The sequence below is a fragment of the Antrihabitans stalagmiti genome (assembly GCF_016482825.1).
GTDB classification, from domain to species: Bacteria; Actinomycetota; Actinomycetes; order Mycobacteriales; family Mycobacteriaceae; genus Antrihabitans; species Antrihabitans stalagmiti.
On the sequence record NZ_JAEMNV010000005.1, the window covers coordinates 255388 to 273815 of the forward strand.

Consider the following 18428-nt stretch of genomic DNA (forward strand, 5'->3'; position numbering starts at 1 on the left):
CGGTGCCGACCATTTTTACTGCACCCAACTCTATTGCGCACAATCTAATTGTGGTCTACAGTTTTGACATGGCCAACGACCTCGCTCTCGACAGGCAGTTGTGCTTCGCGCTGTATTCGGCCTCACGGGCCGTGACGGCGACGTATCGACCGATCTTGGAATCCCTCGGCGTCACCTACCCGCAATACCTTGTGTTACTTGCACTGTGGGAACGCGACGGCCGTGGCGTCAGCGAACTGTGCGACGACCTGAAGTTGGACACCGGCACTCTCTCGCCGCTGCTCAAGCGTTTGGACATGCTCGGACTGGTCGAGCGGCAGCGCCTCTCCACCGACGAGCGCCGGGTGCAGATCACCCTGACCGCCAAGGGCCGCGCGCTCGAAGCTCGCGCGTGCGACATCCCTAAGCGGCTCGGCGAGTCGATGGGCATGACTGCTCGCGACGCCGACGAGCTTCGCGAAACGCTTGTACGACTGACGAATTCGCTCACCACGGCAGCAACCTGAACCCCCGCACGGAACAACCGATAACCCCACAAAGGAAGAGGAAAGAATTATGGCAATCCTGTACACCGCAGAAGCGCTCGCAACCGGCGACGGCCGCAACGGCCACGCCCGCACCACCGACGGCAAGGTCGACGTCGCCCTGTCCGCACCGAAGGAAATGGGCGGCAACGGCGAAGGCACCAACCCGGAGCAGTTGTTCGCGGCAGGCTACGCAGCATGCTTCCACGGCGCGCTCCGCTTGGTCGGCGGTCGTGAGAAGGCGAACATCGCGGATTCGGCAGTCGGCGCGAAAGTTGGCATCGGCCCCAATGATTCGGGCGGCTTCGGGCTCGAAGTAACCCTCGAAATCTCACTGCCCCACCTGTCGAAGGACGAGGCACAGGCACTCGCCGACAAGGCACACCAGGTGTGCCCGTACTCGAACGCCACCCGCGGCAACATCCCCGTCACCGTGACGGTTGCCGAAGACTGATTCACGCTTTTCTCCGACACGCGCGGCGACCGCTTCGTCTTGCTCGATCCGACGAAGGTACGGTCGCCGCGCTTGTATCGTCACCAGTGGCACATACCGGCAACCACCGAGCTGACGTCGCTGAGGAGTTCTTTTGGGTACCCGCGTACCAGGATCGCGTGTTCTGCGACTGCTCGGCGTTGTACTCGCTGCACTGTTGCTTGTGCTGGCTACCGCGTGCGACACGCATTCGAGCGACGGTGGTTCCGACGCGGACGGCAACTCCGACCGCACCGTCACGATCGGGCACTCCAAAGGCAAGACCAGCGTCAACGGCATTCCGAAGAAGATCGTGACGCTCGGGACCCAATGGCTCGACGCTGCACAGGTTCTCGGTGTGACTCCGATCGGCTATATCGACAACGTGGGCAGAGCGGCCGGTGCAACCAACTCGCCGTGGGAGCCTCCTTCGCTGCAAAGTGCGACAGCGATCGATCCAGCAGGCGACGTGGTCGCCCAGGTCGAGGCTCTCGATCCCGATCTGATCCTCGTCACCAGGTTCGGCCCCGACGAGTACGACAAGCTGAGCAATATCGCGCCGACCATCCCCGAACTTCGGAGCTCCGAGGTGGACTCGTGGGGCGAGCAGATCGATATTCTCGGCAAGATCCTCGACAAGCAGGGCCAAGCCGCGTCGGTCGCGGCGAACATCAACGGCCGCATCGACGCGATTGCCGCGAAGAACCCAGGACTGAAAGGCAAAACCTTCGTCACGACGTTCCTGTCGTCGCCAACGCGGATGGATGTTCTCGCGGACCCGCAAGACGGCGCGAGCGTCCTGTTCACCCGGCTCGGCATGACGCTGCCCGAAAAGCTTGTCACCCAAGTCGGCCCGACGGGTCGCGCAGCGTTGCCACCCGAACGACTCGTCGACCTGAACACCGACCTGCTCGTCGCCACGTCGACCCCTGAGATGACCGACCTCTTCAAGGCTCTACCTGGGTACGACACACTGCCTTCGGTCCAGAAGGACAGCATCGTCTACCTCGACGTCGCCGCCGGAACAGGACTCAATCAGCCTTCGCCGCTGTCGATTCCGTACGTCCTCGATCGTCTCGAAGCCGGCCTGGCCAACGCCGCCAAATAGTCAGGCGTCACGCAGCGCCCGCGCTGCTTTTCGCGAGCGCGTCGACCCTTCGACGACATCGCTGCGTAGCACTCGGTCCGACAACATGCCGAGGCAACTCAAATTCGGAAAACCCGGACCTTGGGACACACCGGCGAGGTTCGGCAGGAACAACTTCGGCGTCATGGACTCGACGGCAAGGTCGTAGCCGATGGACGCCTCGATGCGCTCCTGGGTGATCTCGCTGCCGACCGACAGTTCGAGTACATCGGCGGCGTCCTGATCCATGAGGTCGACGAACCACAGCGGCTGACCGCCGGTGGCGTCGACCACCAGATCGAAGGTGTGCGTGCGATCGCCACGCGTGCCGTTGTTCAACGTCAACGCGAGCAGGTCGCCGTCGGACTTCGCGCGCACGACTCGGCCCTGCAAATGCGAGACCCTGTTGTCGCCGAGCAGCGTTTCCTGAACGCGGACCGAGAAGACTCCCCGATCGGTCCGGCGGATGACGTCTCGTTTCTCCTCGTTGGTGAGCGCGATCCACTTCGTCGGATCGCTGTACAGCGAGTTCTCGAAATAGCTTTCGCCACGGGTGTAGAGCGTTGCCATCGGTGAGACGACCGAGATGCTCATCGCGTCGTGCCGTGCGAGTTCGTCGAGCACCGAACCTGCGGTTTCACCGCCACCGATGACGGCTGCGCGCGACGAGAGGGGCAGTTGCCTGCGACCCGCCAGATCCCAGAACTCCGCCACGCTGAGCATCCGAGGATGTTTGTAGAGTGCGCTTTTGCTGCTGCCGGGACCGGTGATCATCAGCGCATCACCCTCGCACTGGATGGTCTGTCCGTTGGGTCCCTCGACGGTGAGCGACCATTCACCGGTGTCGCACGACATCGACCGGACCGATCCGACGATCAACTCCAGCTGAGCCTTCTTCGCAACCCACTGCAGGTATTTGGCCCACATGTGATGCTGCGGACTCGGTCGGCCGCGGTCGATCCATTCGGTGAAGCCGCCGTGATCGACGAGAAAGGACGTCCAGCTGAACGTCAGCATCTTCTCGTTGATCTCACGGTTGTGGCCCTGAACGAGATTCGAGCGGTACGGGAACCCGATGTCCTTCTCCGGGCTCGTGCCGAGGCGATGGTTGCCGTCGGTCCAGCCGCCGCCTGGCAGCCAGTTACCGCCGACCGCGTGCTGCTCGATCGCGACCACACGTGGCGCGGGGTAGCCGAGCTCTTTGAGAACCGACGCCTTCGCGGCTACCGCAAGCGCTTTCGGTCCGGCACCGACGACGAGAAGGGTATCCATCACCGCTGCCCGCCTGCCGCGTCGGCGGTTTCCAGTTGGTGGGTGTCCATGGCCGCGATCTCGGCATAGATCTGCGCGACCTGTTCGAGTCTCGTTGCGCTTTCCCCTGCCGCCACGTCGCTCGCGATCAGTCGGGTTGCCAGCGCCGCAACCGTTCGCGCGGCGAAGATGTCCGACACGACGGCGTTCGATGCATCGAGCCAATCCCGGATCCGCGCAATGAGAGTCGTCGCAAGGACGGAGTCGCCGCCGAGTGCGAAGAAGTCGTCGTCGACACCGACCTTCGTCCCGCCGAGCACCTCGCCGACGATTGCTGCGAGCGCACGCTCCAGCTCGGTTCGTGGGGCGACAAAGCCGTTCGCATCGTCCTCGGCGGTGAAGAGTGCCGTGACCGCTCGGCGGTCGAGCTTGCCGTTCGATGTCAAAGGGAAAACGTCGAGAATCTCGATGCGGCCGGGAATCATGTAGCGCGGCAGCAGATCTCCGAGTGCTGCCTGGATCTCGTCCGACGTGAGCGACCCGTCCGTGGTCACCGCCGCTGCCAGCTTCGGCGCAGCCTTACCGACGACGACCGCGACGGCAAGGCCGACCCCGTCGATGGACCGCAGCGCACCTTCGATCTCGCCGAGTTCGATCCGGTAGCCCCGAATCTTGACCTGATGGTCCGCGCGTCCGAGGAATTCGAGGGTGCCGTCCGGGAGGTATCTGGCGAGATCTCCTGTGCGATACCAGTTCTGACCCTGATGGGTGAGAAACTTCGCTGCCGAGCGTTCCGGATCGTTGCGATATCCGAGCGCGACACCCGAACCACCGACCCACAGTTCACCCGCGACCCAGTCAGGACAGTCGTGGCCGGTCGGCCCGACGACGCGGCAGGCAACGTTGTCGAGCGGAGTACCGAACGGCACCGCGATCCAGTGCGGATCGACCCCGGCAGCGCCGGCAACCTCACAGACCGAGAAATGAATGGCCGTCTCCGTCGCACCACCCAGACCGGCGAACCTGCAGGTAGGCACCTGCTGCTCCAACCGGCCCGGCAGATCGACGCCGACCCAGTCGCCGCCGAGCAGCACCGCACGAAGCGAATCGCCGAGTCCGCGTCCGGGTCCGGCACTGCTGCCGACCGTCAGCAGCATGTCCAGCATGCTGGGTACGCAGTTGAGGATGCTGACGCGATACCGATTGACGAGAGCGACCCACTCGTAGGGGTTTTCGCGCGTCGCCTCGTCCATCGCGACGACGGCACCACCCGCCGACAGCAATCCGAAGATGTCGTAGACCGAAGCATCGAACTCGAGGGCCGCCAGTTCGAGTGACCGATCGGCCGGGCCGACGTCGAAGCGGCGGTTGCAGTCGTCGATCGTGTTCATCGCCGCACGGTGCGGGACGTCCACACCCTTGGGAGTGCCCGTGGACCCCGACGTGAACAACACGTAGGCGACGCTCTCGGTGTCGGGAACTACCGGTTTCGCCAACGGCTCCGGATATGTCACCGCAGTCGCGAGCGGGAGCGCCGGAATGCCGACGCCACGGAACTGTTCACTGTCCTGACAGATGGCCGCGATGACGCGACCCGTTTCGAGTATCTGGGTCCGTCGCGCGATGGGCTGGTCGAAACCGATCGGAACGTAGGCCGCACCTGCGGCGAGCACGCCGAGTACCGCGACGATCTGCCCGGGACCTTTCGGCACCTGCACCGCAACAGCATCGCCGACGCCGACACCGTCGGCCTGCAATGCGCCTGCGATTGCGAGCGCTTCGGCAGCGAGGGCTCCGTAGGTCTTTCCGCCGGTCTCGCCCCACAGCAGCGCGGGCGCATCGGGATTCGCCGCAGCGTTGGCGAAGAAGCCTTCGTGCAGTGCTCGTCCGGTTACCGGTGCCGCCGTGTCGTTGACCCGACGCCTGACCGCGAACTGATCGAGCGGCAACGACGGGGTCGCTTGCGCGGTCCACCCGGCAGCACCGTTCGCGAGCCGATCGATCGCGGTTGTGTACTGCGCGAACATCGAGTCGACAACACCTGTGGGGAAGGCGGATTCGCGAACGTCCCAGTTGAGCAGCAGCCCACCGCGGACCTCCGTCACCTGCGCATCGAGCAGCACCTGGGGACCCTGCGACACGATCCAGACCGGCTCACCGAAAGTGTCGGCGACCGAATCCGCGAACAGCTCACCGAGATTCAGCGCACTGGTGTAGACGATCGGAGCGAGCACCTGTTCGCCGCGATGTCTGCCGAGATCCCGCAATACGTCGAGGCCTGAGTAGGCAGCGTGGGAACCGTTGGTATGCATCGTCTTCTGCAGTTCGCGGGCCCGCTCGAGCACACTGCATTCGGCGGAAACATCGACGTCGACCATGATCGACGAGGTGAAGTCGCCGACGATTCTGTCGACATCGGGATGCAGCGACTCACGTTGGAAGAGTGGAAGATTGAGCAGGAATCGCGGTTCGGCAGACCAGCGACCGATCGTTTCGGCGAAGACCGATGCCAGCGCCATCGCGGGTGTGACGCCGCGATCGTGCGCTGCGGCCAACAGGGCATGCTTGGCCTCGGGAGCGAGCCAATGGTGATAGCGAACAGTTTTGTTCGGGTCGGTCCGGTCGGCCTCGGGGACGACGGGAAGCGCAGGCGCGGCAGGAAGTTCGGCCAGCCTGCTCTGCCACCACCGCCTGTCCCGTTCGCGGGCGGGCGCGGGCTTTTCGGCCTTGGCGGCGAGGTACTGCCGATAGGTATAGGCGCTTGCCGCTACCTTTCGTCCGGCGTACAGCTCTGCGAGGTCGGCAACGAGCAACCGGTAGCTCATCGCATCGGCGGCAAGCATGTCGACGTCGAGATGCAGGCGCGTCTTGCCGTCCGGGAGCAGGGTGAGCGTCACATCGAGCACCTGGCCGTCCTCGACGGCGAGCCGTTGATGCGACTTCTCCTCGCGCAGCTCCGCGAGCTGCGCAGCCACCTCGTCGGCTGCGAGGTCGCGCAGATCGACGACGGCGAACACGGGTCGACCGGGCACCGCGAGGATCTGTTGCGTGCCGTTGGGAAGGAACTGAGCCCGCAGCATCGGATGGAGTGCGACCAACTCGGATACCGCTCGCTCCAAGGCAGCCGCGTCCACACCGCCGCCGTCGAACTCGACGTAGAGATGGGCGGCCACACCACCGAGCGCTTGGCTGTCGGTTCTGCCGATCCAGAAGGCGTGTTGCATCTGCGCCAGCGCGAACGGCTCGGCGTCGGCTTCGGGGGCGACGACCGGCTCGACCGCTTCCGGCTCGCTCACCGGTTCGGCTACGTCACCGGCAAGAAGTGCGTACCACGCATCGACAGTCGGTGCGGCCGCGAGCTGGGCAAAGTTGACGTCGAGCCCACGCTTACGCCACCCACCTGCGAGTTTCATCATGCGGATCGAGTCGAGCCCGAGCTGGATGAGGTCGTCCGCCGTGGCGATGGTGTGCGCCGGTTCGCCGAGTTGCTTGGCGACCTCGTCGCGAATGCTTTCTCGATCGATCCCGGCTCTGCCTGATTCAGCCACCACACACTCCTCGACAATCCTGGTCCGTCGCGGACCGGTCCGGCACCACGACCACAGGGCACCAGCGGCAATCCTAGCCGAATGTCGTAGGGTTGCCTTACCTTGGTTTCAGATCGAAGGATGACATGAACCACAAAGACGGCTTCGTCGGTTTCCGTGACGACCTGGCGGCGACCTACCGAAAAGCCGGCTTCTGGCAGGGCCGGACCCTCGGTGCCGTCCTGCGCGATGCCGCCGCACAGTGGCCGACGAGCACCGCGATCAAGTCCGACGACGGCGACCTCACCTACCGCGAGGTCGACGAGGCCGCCGACCGGATGGCATCGGGTCTGATCGCACTCGGCATCGAACCCGGCGACCGCGTCGTCGTTCAGCTACCGAACACCACGGAGTTCGTTCCGACACTCTTCGGACTGTTGCGCGCCGGTGCCATACCCGTCCTGTGCCTACCTGCGCACAGAGCGCTCGAAATCGGCCACCTCGCCGAGCTTTCGGGTGCGGTCGGCTACGTAATTCCAGACTCAGCAGCAGGATTCGACTACCGAGAACTGGCCGAGACCGTTCGCGCGCGAGTGCCCTCGCTAGCGCACGTCCTCGTCCTCGGCGAGCCCGGACCGTTCACCGCACTCGACACGGTCCCCCGCGAACCGACCACGCTGCCGGACCTGGACCCGTCCGACATTGCGCTGCTGCTGGTTTCGGGTGGGACGACCGGTGTGCCCAAGCTGATCCCCCGCACCCACGACGACTACGTCTACAACGCAACGGCAAGCGCGCGAGTATGCGAGCTGACCAACGACGACGTCTACCTCGTCACTCTGCCTGCGGCACACAACTTCCCACTCGCCTGCCCCGGCATCCTCGGCACCCTGAGCGTCGGCGGTGCCGTTACGTTCGTTGCCGATCCGAGCCCGGAAAATGCCTTTGCGACCATCGAGAGGCACGGTGTCACTGTGACCGCTGTCGTCCCTCCGCTGGCGCAACTGTGGTGTGTGGCAACGGATTGGGAGGATGCGAACCTGGAGACACTTCGCCTGCTGCAGGTGGGTGGCGCGAAGTTGGCCGAGTCGAACGCGCGGGAAGTCCGGCCACAGTTGGGCGCGACGTTGCAGCAGGTTTTCGGCATGGCCGAGGGGCTGCTCAATTACACCCGACTCGACGACTCCGACGACATCGTTGCGACCACGCAGGGGCGTCCACTCTCCCCGGCCGACGAGGTACGGGTCGTCGATGCGGACGGAAGCCCCGTTCCGACAGGCACCGAGGGTGAGTTGACGACACGTGGCCCGTACACGATCCGCGGCTACTACCGCGCCGAAGAACACAACGTCAGAGCGATCACCTCCGACGGCTTCTACCGCAGTGGCGACCTTGTAACTCAGCTGCCGAGCGGGCACCTGATGGTGACCGGCCGGATCAAGGACGTCATCAATCGCGGCGGCGAGAACGTGTCGTGCGACGAACTCGAAGAGCACCTGCTCGCGCATCCGGCGGTCCGGCACGCCGCGGCGGTCGGCATTCCGGACGACTCGCTCGGCGAAAAAATCTGTGCCGCATTGGTTGTCGTGGATGCCATGCCGTCACTCGCCGAGTTCAAGTCCTTCCTGACCGATCGCGGACTTGCGCCGTACAAACTTCCCGACAGCCTGTACCGGCTGGAATCCCTACCGATCACCGCAGTCGGCAAAATCGACAAACGCGCGCTCGCCGCACAGATTGCCGGCTGAGCGCGCGTCGCGACTCAGCTCGTGGCAGCCGCAACCACGTAAGGAGCGACGCTGCCGAGCTTTTCACACGTCTCTTCGAATTCCCGGTCGGGCTGGGACTGCCCGATCACCCCGGCGCCCGCGCGCAGCCAAGCCTGGCCGCCCGCCTGGTAGACCGCGCGAAGTACGAGCGTCGCTTCGAGATTCCCACCGGGCGAAACCACAAGCACTGCTCCCGAATACAGCCCGCGGGGCGCACCGTCGAGCCGGAAGATCGTGTCGATACTCGCGTCCTTCGGGATTCCCGACGCGGTCACAGATGGGAACAGAGCTTCGAGAGCATCCCAGTGCGAGTGGTTCGCTGCGAGCTGACCACGGACCGTGGATGCCAGATGCTGAACGCTGCCGCGCTCACGAACCGACATGAAGTCCGAGACGTGCGAGGTGCCCGCCTCGGCAACCGATTCGATCTCGGCCATCGAGGTTCGAACCGAAACTGCATGTTCGACAATCTCTTTGGGATCGGACTCCAGGTCCATCCGCGCTGCGAGATCTTCGGCGTCACCGCGGCCGAACGCTCGCGTGCCTGCCAATGGTTCCGTGGTGACGACACCGAACTCGTCGACGGACGCGACCAACTCCGGGCTGAACCCAGCCGCCTCGAGGCCGCCGAGCCGTAGCAGGAAAGACCTTGCTGGAGTGTTGTTTTCGCGACCGAGCCGATACGACTCGGGAACGTCCACCTCGAATCCCAGCTCGACCTTCCGCGACAGGATGACCTTCTGATACCGACCCTGCTTGATTTCGTCGACAGCCGCAGCGACACGATCGCGATAACCCGTCACGTCGGTGCCGATCTCGGTCGGGGCTGCGGTACGCACCGCAGCGTCCGGAGCGGTCAGCAGGTCACGGATCGCGTCGTGATCGGAACTGTCGCCGCCGACGATCGTCGCACCGGACTCCGACACCGTGACCTCGACGCGCGGGATCATCAGATGCGCGAGTTCGATCCCACCCTGCAGGTGTGCCTCCGCACCGAATGTGTAGGCGCAGCATTCGAATCCGACCCACCCGAACGCTCGTCGCGGTCCGAGCGGCAGGGAATGCAGAGCGTGCTCCAGCACGGTCATCGGCCGACCGCTCCACTCACCGGTCCGGGTCTCGCCGTCCCAGGTGACGCGGAGTTCGTGGGTATCGAGCTCGACTTTGCCGAGGCTTTCGCCTGCGAAAATCCATTCACCTGGGCGCTCGTAGACCACGTACTCTTCGAAACGGCCGGACGCGGCCAAGCGCGTGACTGCGGCGAGGGGGTCGACTGCGGCGTCGATGCGCACGAACTCATCGGTGGTCGACAACGTTCCTCCAGTTTGGAAAGGCTCACCTAATTAACTGAAGGAAGGTTAGCATTGCCTTTACATACCGCGGTATGGCTCTCGTCACCCAATGTGAACCAGCCGACCCCTCAGGCAGCCTTCGCCGCTGCAGCCCGTTCCACGGTGAGCAGACTTTCCGCACTGTGCTCCGCGTGATAAGCCGCGCCACCGCCACGAAGACCGAAGAGCCGCTTGCTCCAGACCAACCAGACGATCGCTGCGATGTTGATCAGCAGCGCACCGAGGCGAAGGACCGTGACGCGCTCGAGCAATTCGTAGATCTCGACGGGCAGGAAAATGCTCGTCGCGATTACCGCGAGGTATTCGCCCCAGCGTTTCACCAGCCACAATCCGACGGCCTCCGCGATCTGCAACCCGGCGTAGACGCAGACTCCGACGCCTAACCAGAACAGCGTCGTGTCCGACAACGAGAACGCACGATCGATCCCGTGCACGATCTTCGAATCGTCGATGTTCCAGCCGATCTGATCGGCCAACGGTCTCAGCAGCGGCAGCTCCGCGTCGAACGCCTCCCTTACCGTGCCTTTGGCACCGCGGAACTTGAAGATGGCGACGGCAACGATCAACAGCACAAGTGCCCGAACAACCCGTTCGGCAGCGAGCAGCCGCATCAGCATGCGGTCGCGCAACAGTCTGCCGTGGGGCACTTCGGGGGCTTGGTCGGCAGGCCCGCTACGACGCGGCTCGCCCGGTACGAAATTGCCACACCGCAGGCAACGCCACGCCTGCCCCACCGCGGTGTCGACGGTCAACCGTGCCCGCAACGACTCCTCGTCGGGCGAGTAGGTTTCGTGGCTCCGCCACGCACACGAGCGCAGTGCCCAATCCATCATCGAAGCCTAACGTCGGATATGACAAACCCTCGGCACGAACGGCGACGCGACGGGAGAATGAGCACTCCGCAGGAATCTTCGTCGACACTGTCGTCGACACAGTTCGAACAGGTCCCCACCGGGATCGACGGTCGAGCACCGCATGTGAAGGGACGCCATGAGCGACAGCAAGCCGACAGCAGCCACAGCAGCTGTAGTCCTCGTCGAGGCCGCAACGGCTGTCGAACGCGACGTCATATCGCGATGGGTGGCGGCAGACGGACTCGAGCGCGGATCGGGCGCACCGTCGCCGATTCAGATCGCCCTCGACACCGAACAGATCGTGAACAAACTGCTCGCGCGCGGTGACGACCCGATGGTCGTCCCGGTTCGGGTGCTGTGGCTGCCGAAGGAGCGTGACGGGTCACGGCGCGCACATGTCTCCGACATCGCCACCTTCTCCAACCCACGCAATCCGCACCGCCTCGCGCAGAAGTGGATCGTGCGCAACGCACCGGATCGCCATCGCGTCCTCACGGGTGAACCGGCATTGTTGAGCGAGTTGCGCACCCGCCACACGGAATCCACGGGCAACGACACCCCTCGTTCGCTCGCCAGATACATCGTGCGCAGCGCAGTCGTCACGTTGGCTCGCGCCGAGCGAACCGTGATCGGCGACCGCTACAAGGTGCCCCGGCTCGTCGCCGAGGAGATCCTCGACGACCCCCGCTTTCGCAGGCAACTCGACGATATCGCCGCGCGAACCGGCATACCTCGCGAGGAAGCGTTCGAACGTGCAGACGCCGCGCTCCGTGAGCTCGTGGCAGCGCAGAGTCGCTTGGTCTCCGACCTCTTCAGCCAGGCGATGGCACCGATTCACAAGCGCGCGTGGACCGTTCACGCCGACGAGACGGGTATGGCGGAACTACGAAAGTACAACCGTCGCTATCCGCTCGTCTTCCTGCCGTCGCATCGTTCCTACGCCGACGCCTTCGTTCTCGGAGATGTACTCGCGCAGAACGACTTTCCGCCGAATCATCTGATCGGCGGAGCCAACTTGAACTTCTGGCCGATCGGACCGATCGCTCGACGCACCGGAACCGTCTTCATCCGTCGCAGCTTCGGCGAAGACGAAATCTACAAGGCCGTCGTCGAGGAGTACTTCGGCTACCTGCTCGCCAAACGCTTCAACATGGAGTGGTACTTCGAGGGCGGTCGCACTCGGACCGGCAAGCTTCGCCCGCCGCGCTACGGCCTGCTCAACTATCTCGCCATGGCGGTGCGCACCGGCAGGGCGGAGGACGCCCTGCTGATACCCGTGTCCATCACCTACGAGCGACTCAACGAACTCGGCGCTATCTCCGACGAACAACTCGGTGGCAAGAAGAAGGCCGAAGGCCTCGCCTGGATGGCCAACTACATTCGTAGTCAGCAGAATTCGGCCGGTCACGTCTACATTCGGTTCGGCGATCCACTCTCGGCTCGCGATCGACTCACCGCACACGGCGATGTCATGGGCGCCGACGCACCGCCGGACGAGGCCAGAGCCCGCCTCGCAGTACAGAAGCTCGCGTTCGAGGTTGCGGTCGGAATCAATCGGATCACGCCGATCGCAACCAACGCCCTCGTCACACTTGCGCTGCTCGGTGTTCGCGGACGCGCGCTGACGATTCCGGAGATCCAGTCGATCCTCGATCCTGTCCTCGCCTACATCGACGAACGCAAGATTCCGCAGGGCGAACTGCAGGTGCTTCGCGAACGAATGGGCCTTGCGGGCGTCCTCGATCGGTTGTCCGACGCCAAGGTGGTCACCGGCTACACGGCAGGTGAGGAGCCCGTCTACTCGATCGAACCCGGCCAGCACCTGGTCGCAGCGTTCTACCGCAACAGCGCAATTCACTGGTTCGTCAATCGATCACTGCTCGAGCTCGCGGCACTCACCGCATTCGACAGTCACTCCGCGAACCCCCTCGAAGCGGGGTGGGCCGAAGCGATGCGGTTGCGAGATCTGCTCAAGTTCGAATTCTTCTTCCCCGATCGGCGCGGATTCGAGACCGAGATGGAAGCCGAAGTACTGCTTGTCGATCCGGAATGGCGCACGCGCAAACCGACCCCGACCGAACTTCTCGACAAGCTCGCAGGTAGCGGATTCATGATGGCACACCGCACCTTACGGTCGTTCCTCGGCGCACAGCTCGTCGTCGCCGAACGGCTGGCTCTACGCGATCCCGAATCGAAGGTCGACCGCGAGCAACTGCTGAGCGAGTGCGTCCGCGTCGGCCAGCAGATGCTGCTGCAAACCCGTTTGCACAGCCCGGAATCGGTGTCGTCGGAACTGTTCGCCTCGGCGTACAAGCTGGCCGACAACCGCAACCTGATCGGTCCGGGAGGACCCGAATTACGCAAGGAGCGAGAGGATTTCGCCGCCGAGCTGCGAGCGCTCGGCGGCCGGATCGACCGCGCCGAACAACTCGACGCATCCAACAGGAAGTTGCTGCCCTGATGGATCTCGACGAAGTCGTCGACACGATCCGCACAGGACCACGCGGACCGAACATCGGTGCCTTTTTCGACTTCGACGGCACTCTCGTCCACGGCTTTTCCGGCGTACCCTTCTTCCGACATTTCGTGCGCGCGGGCAGGCTGACGCCTCGCGAGATCGCCGGCACGATGCTCTCGGGCATCCGCGGCGGCAAGTCCGAGCAGGATTTCGCCCGCTTCATCGATCTCGCGCTCTCGGGCTGGGCAGGCCACACCGAAGCCGAGTTGGAGACCATCGGTAATCAGCTGTTCCAGAAGCGGATCGCCGGTCACCTCTACCCGGAAGCATGGCGACTGATCCGTGCGCACGAGGCTGCAGGTCACACCCTCGTCATCGCATCGTCGGCCACACGATTCCAGATCGAACCGGCGGCCCGTGCGCTCGGCATCGACAACATCCTGTGCACCCCGCTGGAGGTCGTCGACGGCGTCCTAACCGGCAAGGTAGCGGGCAGCGCACTGTGGCGCCATGGGAAAGCAGTAGCGACAAAGGAATTCGCCGAGGCTCACGGTATCGACCTACCCCGGAGCCACACCTACTCCAACGGCGGCGAAGACGTCGAATTCCTCTCGCTCGTCGAGCGTCCCGTCGCAGTCAACCCGGATTCGCACCTGGCAACCGAAGCGAAGACTCGCGGCTGGCCGACCCTAAGGTTCAAACCCCGCCGGTCCCCCGGACCTGTGACAGCAGCACGAACCATAGCCGCCATCGGCGGGTTCGCCGGAGCAGTCGTCGTCGGGGCCGGTACCGGCGTCGTCAGTCGGGATTCCAGCCGTGGCCGTGACCGCGTCATCGCCCATACCGGGGACTACACCCTAGCCATGGCGGGTATCGACGTCCGGGTCGTAGGCGAACACAACGCCCGCGAACCGCGTCCAGCGGTGTTCGCGTTCAATCATCAAAGCGAACTCGACATGTTCGTCCTTGCGAAAGTGTTGCGCGACGGATTCACCGGAATCACGAAGAAGGAGTTGGCGAGCAATCCGCTCCTCGGACCTGTATTGCGTTATATGGGAGCGACATTCGTCGATCGCAGCAATACGGCCGCCGCGAAGGAGGCCCTCCGCCCTGTGGTCGATACGCTACGCGGCGGCCTCTCGATAGTCATCGCTCCCGAGGGCACACGTTCGATCACACCGTCGCTCGGCGAGTTCAAGAAGGGCGCGTTCCATATCGCGATGCAAGCGGGCGTACCGATCATCCCCGTCGTGATCCGCAACGCGGGCGAACTCAGGTGGCGCAACGGCACCGCAATTCGGTCAGGGACCGTCGAGGTCGCCGTGCTCGATCCGATCGATGTAAGCGACTGGTCCGCAGACGATTTGAACGATCGCGTCGCCGCCGTCAGGCAGTTGTTCCTCGACACACTTCTCGACTGGCCGCGGGCCTGACGCGTGCTTCCAGTACGAAACGGGCTCAACCCCACGCGGTTACGTATGCCGGTCGGCGACTGGCCGACGGTGCTGTCCTACCTGCTTGCCAGGTTTCCCCACGACGCCGTCCGACTGGAGGAGAAGGTCACAGCGGGAGAGGTCGTCGACGACCGCGGCGAACCTATCACCCCGAAAACCGCCTATGCGCCGCACCGTTTCGTGTTTCTCTACCGCGACCCACCCGTCGAGACGCGGGTGCCATTCGAGATCGAGATCATTCATCACGACGACGATCTGCTTGTCGTCGACAAACCACATTTCCTGGCAACCACACCACGCGGTGCCTACATCGTCGAGTCGGCACTCGTTCGGCTGCGACGGCAGTTCGACCTGCCGGAACTGAGTCCCGCGCACCGTCTCGACCGCGGCACCGCAGGGGTCCTCGTTTTCACGATTCGACCCGAATTGCGGCGCGCGTACCAGACGATGTTCGCCGATCGTACGGTGACCAAGACCTACGAGGCGATTGCCGGGTTCGATCCCGCGCTGCCGCTGCCCCACGTTCGGAGCAGCCGAATACACAAGGACCGCAATGTATTACAAGCTCAGGAGATCCCCGGCGAACCTAACGCGGAGACTCGGATCGAACTGCTCGAAACACTCGGCGACCAAGCCCGTTACCGTCTTCTCCCCAGCACCGGAAAGATGCATCAGCTTCGTGTGCACCTGAGCGCACTCGGCATCCCGATCGTCGGTGACAACTTCTACCCCGACCTGTACGAGGTCGCGTCCGACGATTACTCGAATCCTCTTCGCCTCCTTGCCAAATCGATCGAGTTCGACGATCCGATCAGCGGTGTGCGCCGCCGTTTCGAGAGCCGCCGCGAACTCGATGCGAGCGTGGTGACGATCCCGTCCACCGCCGAAAGGCGTGGGTGAAGCTCGCCGTTTCGGAATAGCCGAGGCGCTGCGCGATCTCGGCAACCGACAGCGCGGTCTCACCGAGCAGTTCTTCGGCGACCTGCCTACGCACGTTCTCCAGCAGACTCCGGTACGTCGCACCTTCCTCCAACAAGCGGCGACGCAGCGTCCGTGGCGTCATGAACAGCGCAGCGGAAACCTGCTCCGATGTCAGCGGTCTGGCCGGGTTGCCGAGCAGCAGGCTTCGCACTTGCCCGGACAACCCCGTTGGGACGCTACGTTCGAGCAGCTCGCGACACTGCTCCTCGGCCATGGCAGCAGTGAGAGGCTCGGCGAGCGGCAATGGATCGTTGACCCTGGACAGGTCGAAGCAGACCGCGTAGCGATCCGCGTCGAATTCCGGTGCCACCCCGAGTAGGCGTCGCAGCTCGGTCCGTATCTGTGGCGAGGGCTCGGCGTAGGGCAACTGCACCGCACGAAGGGGGCGCGGCGTTCCCACCAACTCGCGTTGGAGTGCATCGATGATGCCGATGTCGCGCTCGGCGATGAACCGCCGCAGTGCCTGCGGTGCGGGCATCGGGTCGACGACCAGGGTGAGCAGGCCGTCTTCCTCGTGCGCGACGATGTCGCAGTAGGAGAATGTCAGTTCCAGATAGCGCAGACCGAGGTCGATCGCGTGGCGCAGTGTCGGGCTGCTCATCAGCGCATAGCCCCAGATGCCGTGGGTCGTGACGTGGTAGCGAATGCCGGCGGCGATGCCGAGGCCGGGTTCGTCACCGATCGCCGACACGACGTTGGCAACGACGACAAGCTCTTGGTCTGGGGTGACGTGAAGGTCGGGCGTGGCCAGCTCTTCGGTGTCGATCCCCGATCCGCGAAGACAGACGTCGACCGCGATGCCGCGGATGGCCGCGAACTCGACGATCAGGCGCACACTCGGCGCCCGACGGGTGCCCGTCACAGCGGCTGTCGCAGATGTCACGAGGCTCCTCTCCGCAGGCCGGGGCGCAAACTGTCGGGTTTGGCCAAATCTATCAATTTTTTGTCCGCCAACCGCCTGTGGTTTCGCGTCGGAAGCTCGTAGGTTGGTAGTAGGCACGTGATGCAGGTCACGGGTGAACCATTCGACGAGGAGTGCAGTTGACCGAGCAGGATTCATTCGACTACGTGATTGTCGGTGCAGGCAGCGCGGGTTGCGTGCTGGCGAATCGTTTGACCGAAGATGCGAGTACGTCGGTGCTCCTACTCGAGGCAGGCGGAGAGGACGACGCCGACGAAATCCACATTCCGGCCGCGTTCTCGTCGCTGTTCAAGACCAAGTGGGACTGGAACTACGAGACGTCCGAACAGAAGCACATGGGCGGACGCAAGGCCTACTGGCCGCGTATGAAGGGGCTCGGCGGCTGCTCGTCGATGAACGCGATGATCTACATCCGCGGCAACGCCCTCGACTACGACGACTGGCGCGATCATCACGGCGCCACCGGGTGGGGCTACTCCGACGTCCTGCCGTACTTCGCCCGCGCAGAGACGAATACCGGCGTGCACGACAAGTACCACGGATCCTCGGGCCCGCTCCACGTCGAGGACAGGCGCTACACCCACGAGCTCACCAACGCCTGGGTCGACGCGGCTGTGGCCAACGGGCTGAAGCGAAACGACGACTTCAACGGCGAGAGCCAAGGAGGCGCTGGGCTCTATCAGGTCACCTGCAAGAAAGGCCATCGCTGGTCGACGGCGGACGGCTACCTGCGCTCTGCGCTGGATCGGCCGAACCTGACCGTGCGCACGAACGCGTTCGTCACGAAGATCGTCCTCGACGGCACCCGAGCCACCGGCGTCGCATATTCGCGCGGCGGCAACGATCTCGTCGCACATGCAGGCAAGGAGGTCATCCTCTCCGGTGGCGCCATCAACTCGCCCCAGCTGCTTATGCTCTCCGGCATCGGTCCGGCAGCCCATCTGCGCGAGCACGGCATCGACGTCGTCGTCGACTCGGCCGGTGTCGGTGAAAACCTGCACGACCACCCGGTGGTTCCCGTCCTGACGTACACGAAAGGCACAAGCGACCTCAGCGACTTCGTCAATCCGAAACGATTGATCCAGTGGCAGGTCACCGGCCGTGGGCCACTCGCGAGCAACGTCGGCGAGGGCGGCGCCTTCTTCGCGTCGAAGGAGGGTCTCGACGCACCCGACATCCAGATCCACGTCGCGCCGACCGGCTTCTACGACAACGGTTTCCGCGAGCCGATCGGTCAGATGTTCACCGCCGGAGTCACTTTGGTCAACGTGGCCAGCCGCGGTCGCCTGCGCCTGCGGTCGGCGAATCCGGCATGGAAGCCGGACATGGATCCCGCCTACTTCGCCGACCCGATCGACATGGACGCGGCCGTGGCAGGCATTCGCAGGACGTTCGACATCGCGAAAGAATCTGCGATCGGCCGCTTTCTCGACAAGCCGTTCATTCCCGCGAAGGTCGACGGCGTCACCGACACAGAACTCGCCGAGCACGTCCGCACCTGGTCTCAGACGCTGTACCACCCCGTCGGGACCTGCGCGATGGGCGATAGCGAAGACTCCGTAGTCGATCCGCAACTGCGGGTCCGCGGTGTCGACTCGCTTCGCGTCGTCGACGCGTCCGTCATGCCCGAAGTTCCACGCGGCAACACCAACGCTCCGACCGTCATGGTCGCGGAGAAGGCTGCCGATCTGATCCTCGCTCGCACCGCACCGACCGCCTAGACCTCGACACCCGATTC

13 protein-coding genes are annotated in these 18428 nt (G+C 64.2%); 8 read left to right on the top strand and 5 right to left on the bottom strand.

What is annotated here, in order from left to right:
• The first annotated feature begins 68 nt into the window (after positions 1-68).
• The 3 genes from JGU71_RS17535 (at position 69) to JGU71_RS17545 (ending at position 2104) form a co-directional block, all read left to right on the top strand.
• Complete coding sequence (locus tag JGU71_RS17535; RefSeq protein ID WP_199705564.1) at positions 69-506, top strand: MarR family winged helix-turn-helix transcriptional regulator; 438 nt, start codon at positions 69-71, stop codon at positions 504-506.
• A 49-nt stretch (positions 507-555) separates the two neighbouring features.
• A complete protein-coding gene (locus tag JGU71_RS17540; protein ID WP_199705565.1) occupies positions 556-978 on the top strand; it encodes an organic hydroperoxide resistance protein in 423 nt (140 codons plus the stop codon).
• Positions 979-1111: 133 nt separating this feature from the next.
• The gene (locus JGU71_RS17545) at positions 1112-2104 is read left to right on the top strand and encodes an ABC transporter substrate-binding protein (protein WP_199705566.1); all 993 of its coding nucleotides are present in this window, start codon (positions 1112-1114) and stop codon (positions 2102-2104) included.
• Here JGU71_RS17545 and JGU71_RS17550 read toward each other — a convergent pair whose 3' ends face one another.
• Both JGU71_RS17550 and JGU71_RS17555 read right to left on the bottom strand, forming a co-directional pair.
• Positions 2105-3394 (bottom strand): SidA/IucD/PvdA family monooxygenase, encoded by a 1290-nt coding sequence (locus JGU71_RS17550; RefSeq protein ID WP_199705744.1) that lies wholly within the window; start codon positions 3392-3394, stop codon positions 2105-2107. It abuts the gene before it with no gap.
• A complete protein-coding gene (locus JGU71_RS17555; protein WP_199705567.1) occupies positions 3394-6921 on the bottom strand; it encodes a non-ribosomal peptide synthetase in 3528 nt (1175 codons plus the stop codon). The genes JGU71_RS17550 and JGU71_RS17555 overlap by 1 nt, the downstream gene beginning before the upstream one ends.
• Positions 6922-7046: 125 nt before the next feature.
• On the opposite strand from JGU71_RS17555, the gene JGU71_RS17560 reads away from it, so the two are divergent.
• On the top strand, positions 7047-8648 hold the full coding sequence (locus tag JGU71_RS17560) for a (2,3-dihydroxybenzoyl)adenylate synthase (RefSeq protein WP_199705568.1): 1602 nt from the start codon (positions 7047-7049) through the stop codon (positions 8646-8648).
• 14 nt (positions 8649-8662) lie between these two features.
• Here the strand turns inward: JGU71_RS17560 and JGU71_RS17565 are convergent, their stop codons facing one another.
• A complete protein-coding gene (locus JGU71_RS17565; protein WP_199705569.1) occupies positions 8663-9982 on the bottom strand; it encodes a salicylate synthase in 1320 nt (439 codons plus the stop codon).
• A 107-nt stretch (positions 9983-10089) separates the two neighbouring features.
• Entirely contained in the window at positions 10090-10854 is a 765-nt protein-coding gene (locus tag JGU71_RS17570; RefSeq protein WP_199705570.1) for a DUF2127 domain-containing protein, read from the bottom strand.
• Between the two features lie 157 nt (positions 10855-11011).
• Here JGU71_RS17570 and JGU71_RS17575 point away from each other — a divergent pair, with 157 nt between their 5' ends.
• Genes JGU71_RS17575 through JGU71_RS17585 form a run of 3 tightly spaced genes read left to right on the top strand, consistent with a single transcriptional unit; the run spans position 11012 to position 15687 of the window.
• Positions 11012-13336 (top strand): glycerol-3-phosphate 1-O-acyltransferase, encoded by a 2325-nt coding sequence (locus tag JGU71_RS17575; RefSeq protein ID WP_199705571.1) that lies wholly within the window; start codon positions 11012-11014, stop codon positions 13334-13336.
• Entirely contained in the window at positions 13336-14766 is a 1431-nt protein-coding gene (locus tag JGU71_RS17580; RefSeq protein WP_199705572.1) for an HAD-IB family hydrolase, read from the top strand. Before JGU71_RS17575 ends, JGU71_RS17580 begins: the two co-directional genes overlap by 1 nt.
• Before the next feature lie 45 nt (positions 14767-14811).
• Complete coding sequence (locus JGU71_RS17585) at positions 14812-15687, top strand: pseudouridine synthase (RefSeq protein WP_199705745.1); 876 nt, start codon at positions 14812-14814, stop codon at positions 15685-15687.
• Here the strand turns inward: JGU71_RS17585 and JGU71_RS17590 are convergent.
• Positions 15599-16651, bottom strand: coding sequence for an AraC family transcriptional regulator (locus JGU71_RS17590; protein WP_199705573.1), 1053 nt, complete (start codon positions 16649-16651; stop codon positions 15599-15601). The two genes, JGU71_RS17585 and JGU71_RS17590, sit on opposite strands and share 89 nt — an antisense overlap.
• Before the next feature lie 158 nt (positions 16652-16809).
• Here JGU71_RS17590 and JGU71_RS17595 point away from each other — a divergent pair, with 158 nt between their 5' ends.
• A complete protein-coding gene (locus JGU71_RS17595) occupies positions 16810-18411 on the top strand; it encodes a GMC family oxidoreductase (protein ID WP_199705574.1) in 1602 nt (533 codons plus the stop codon).
• The last annotated feature ends 17 nt before the right edge of the window (positions 18412-18428 follow it).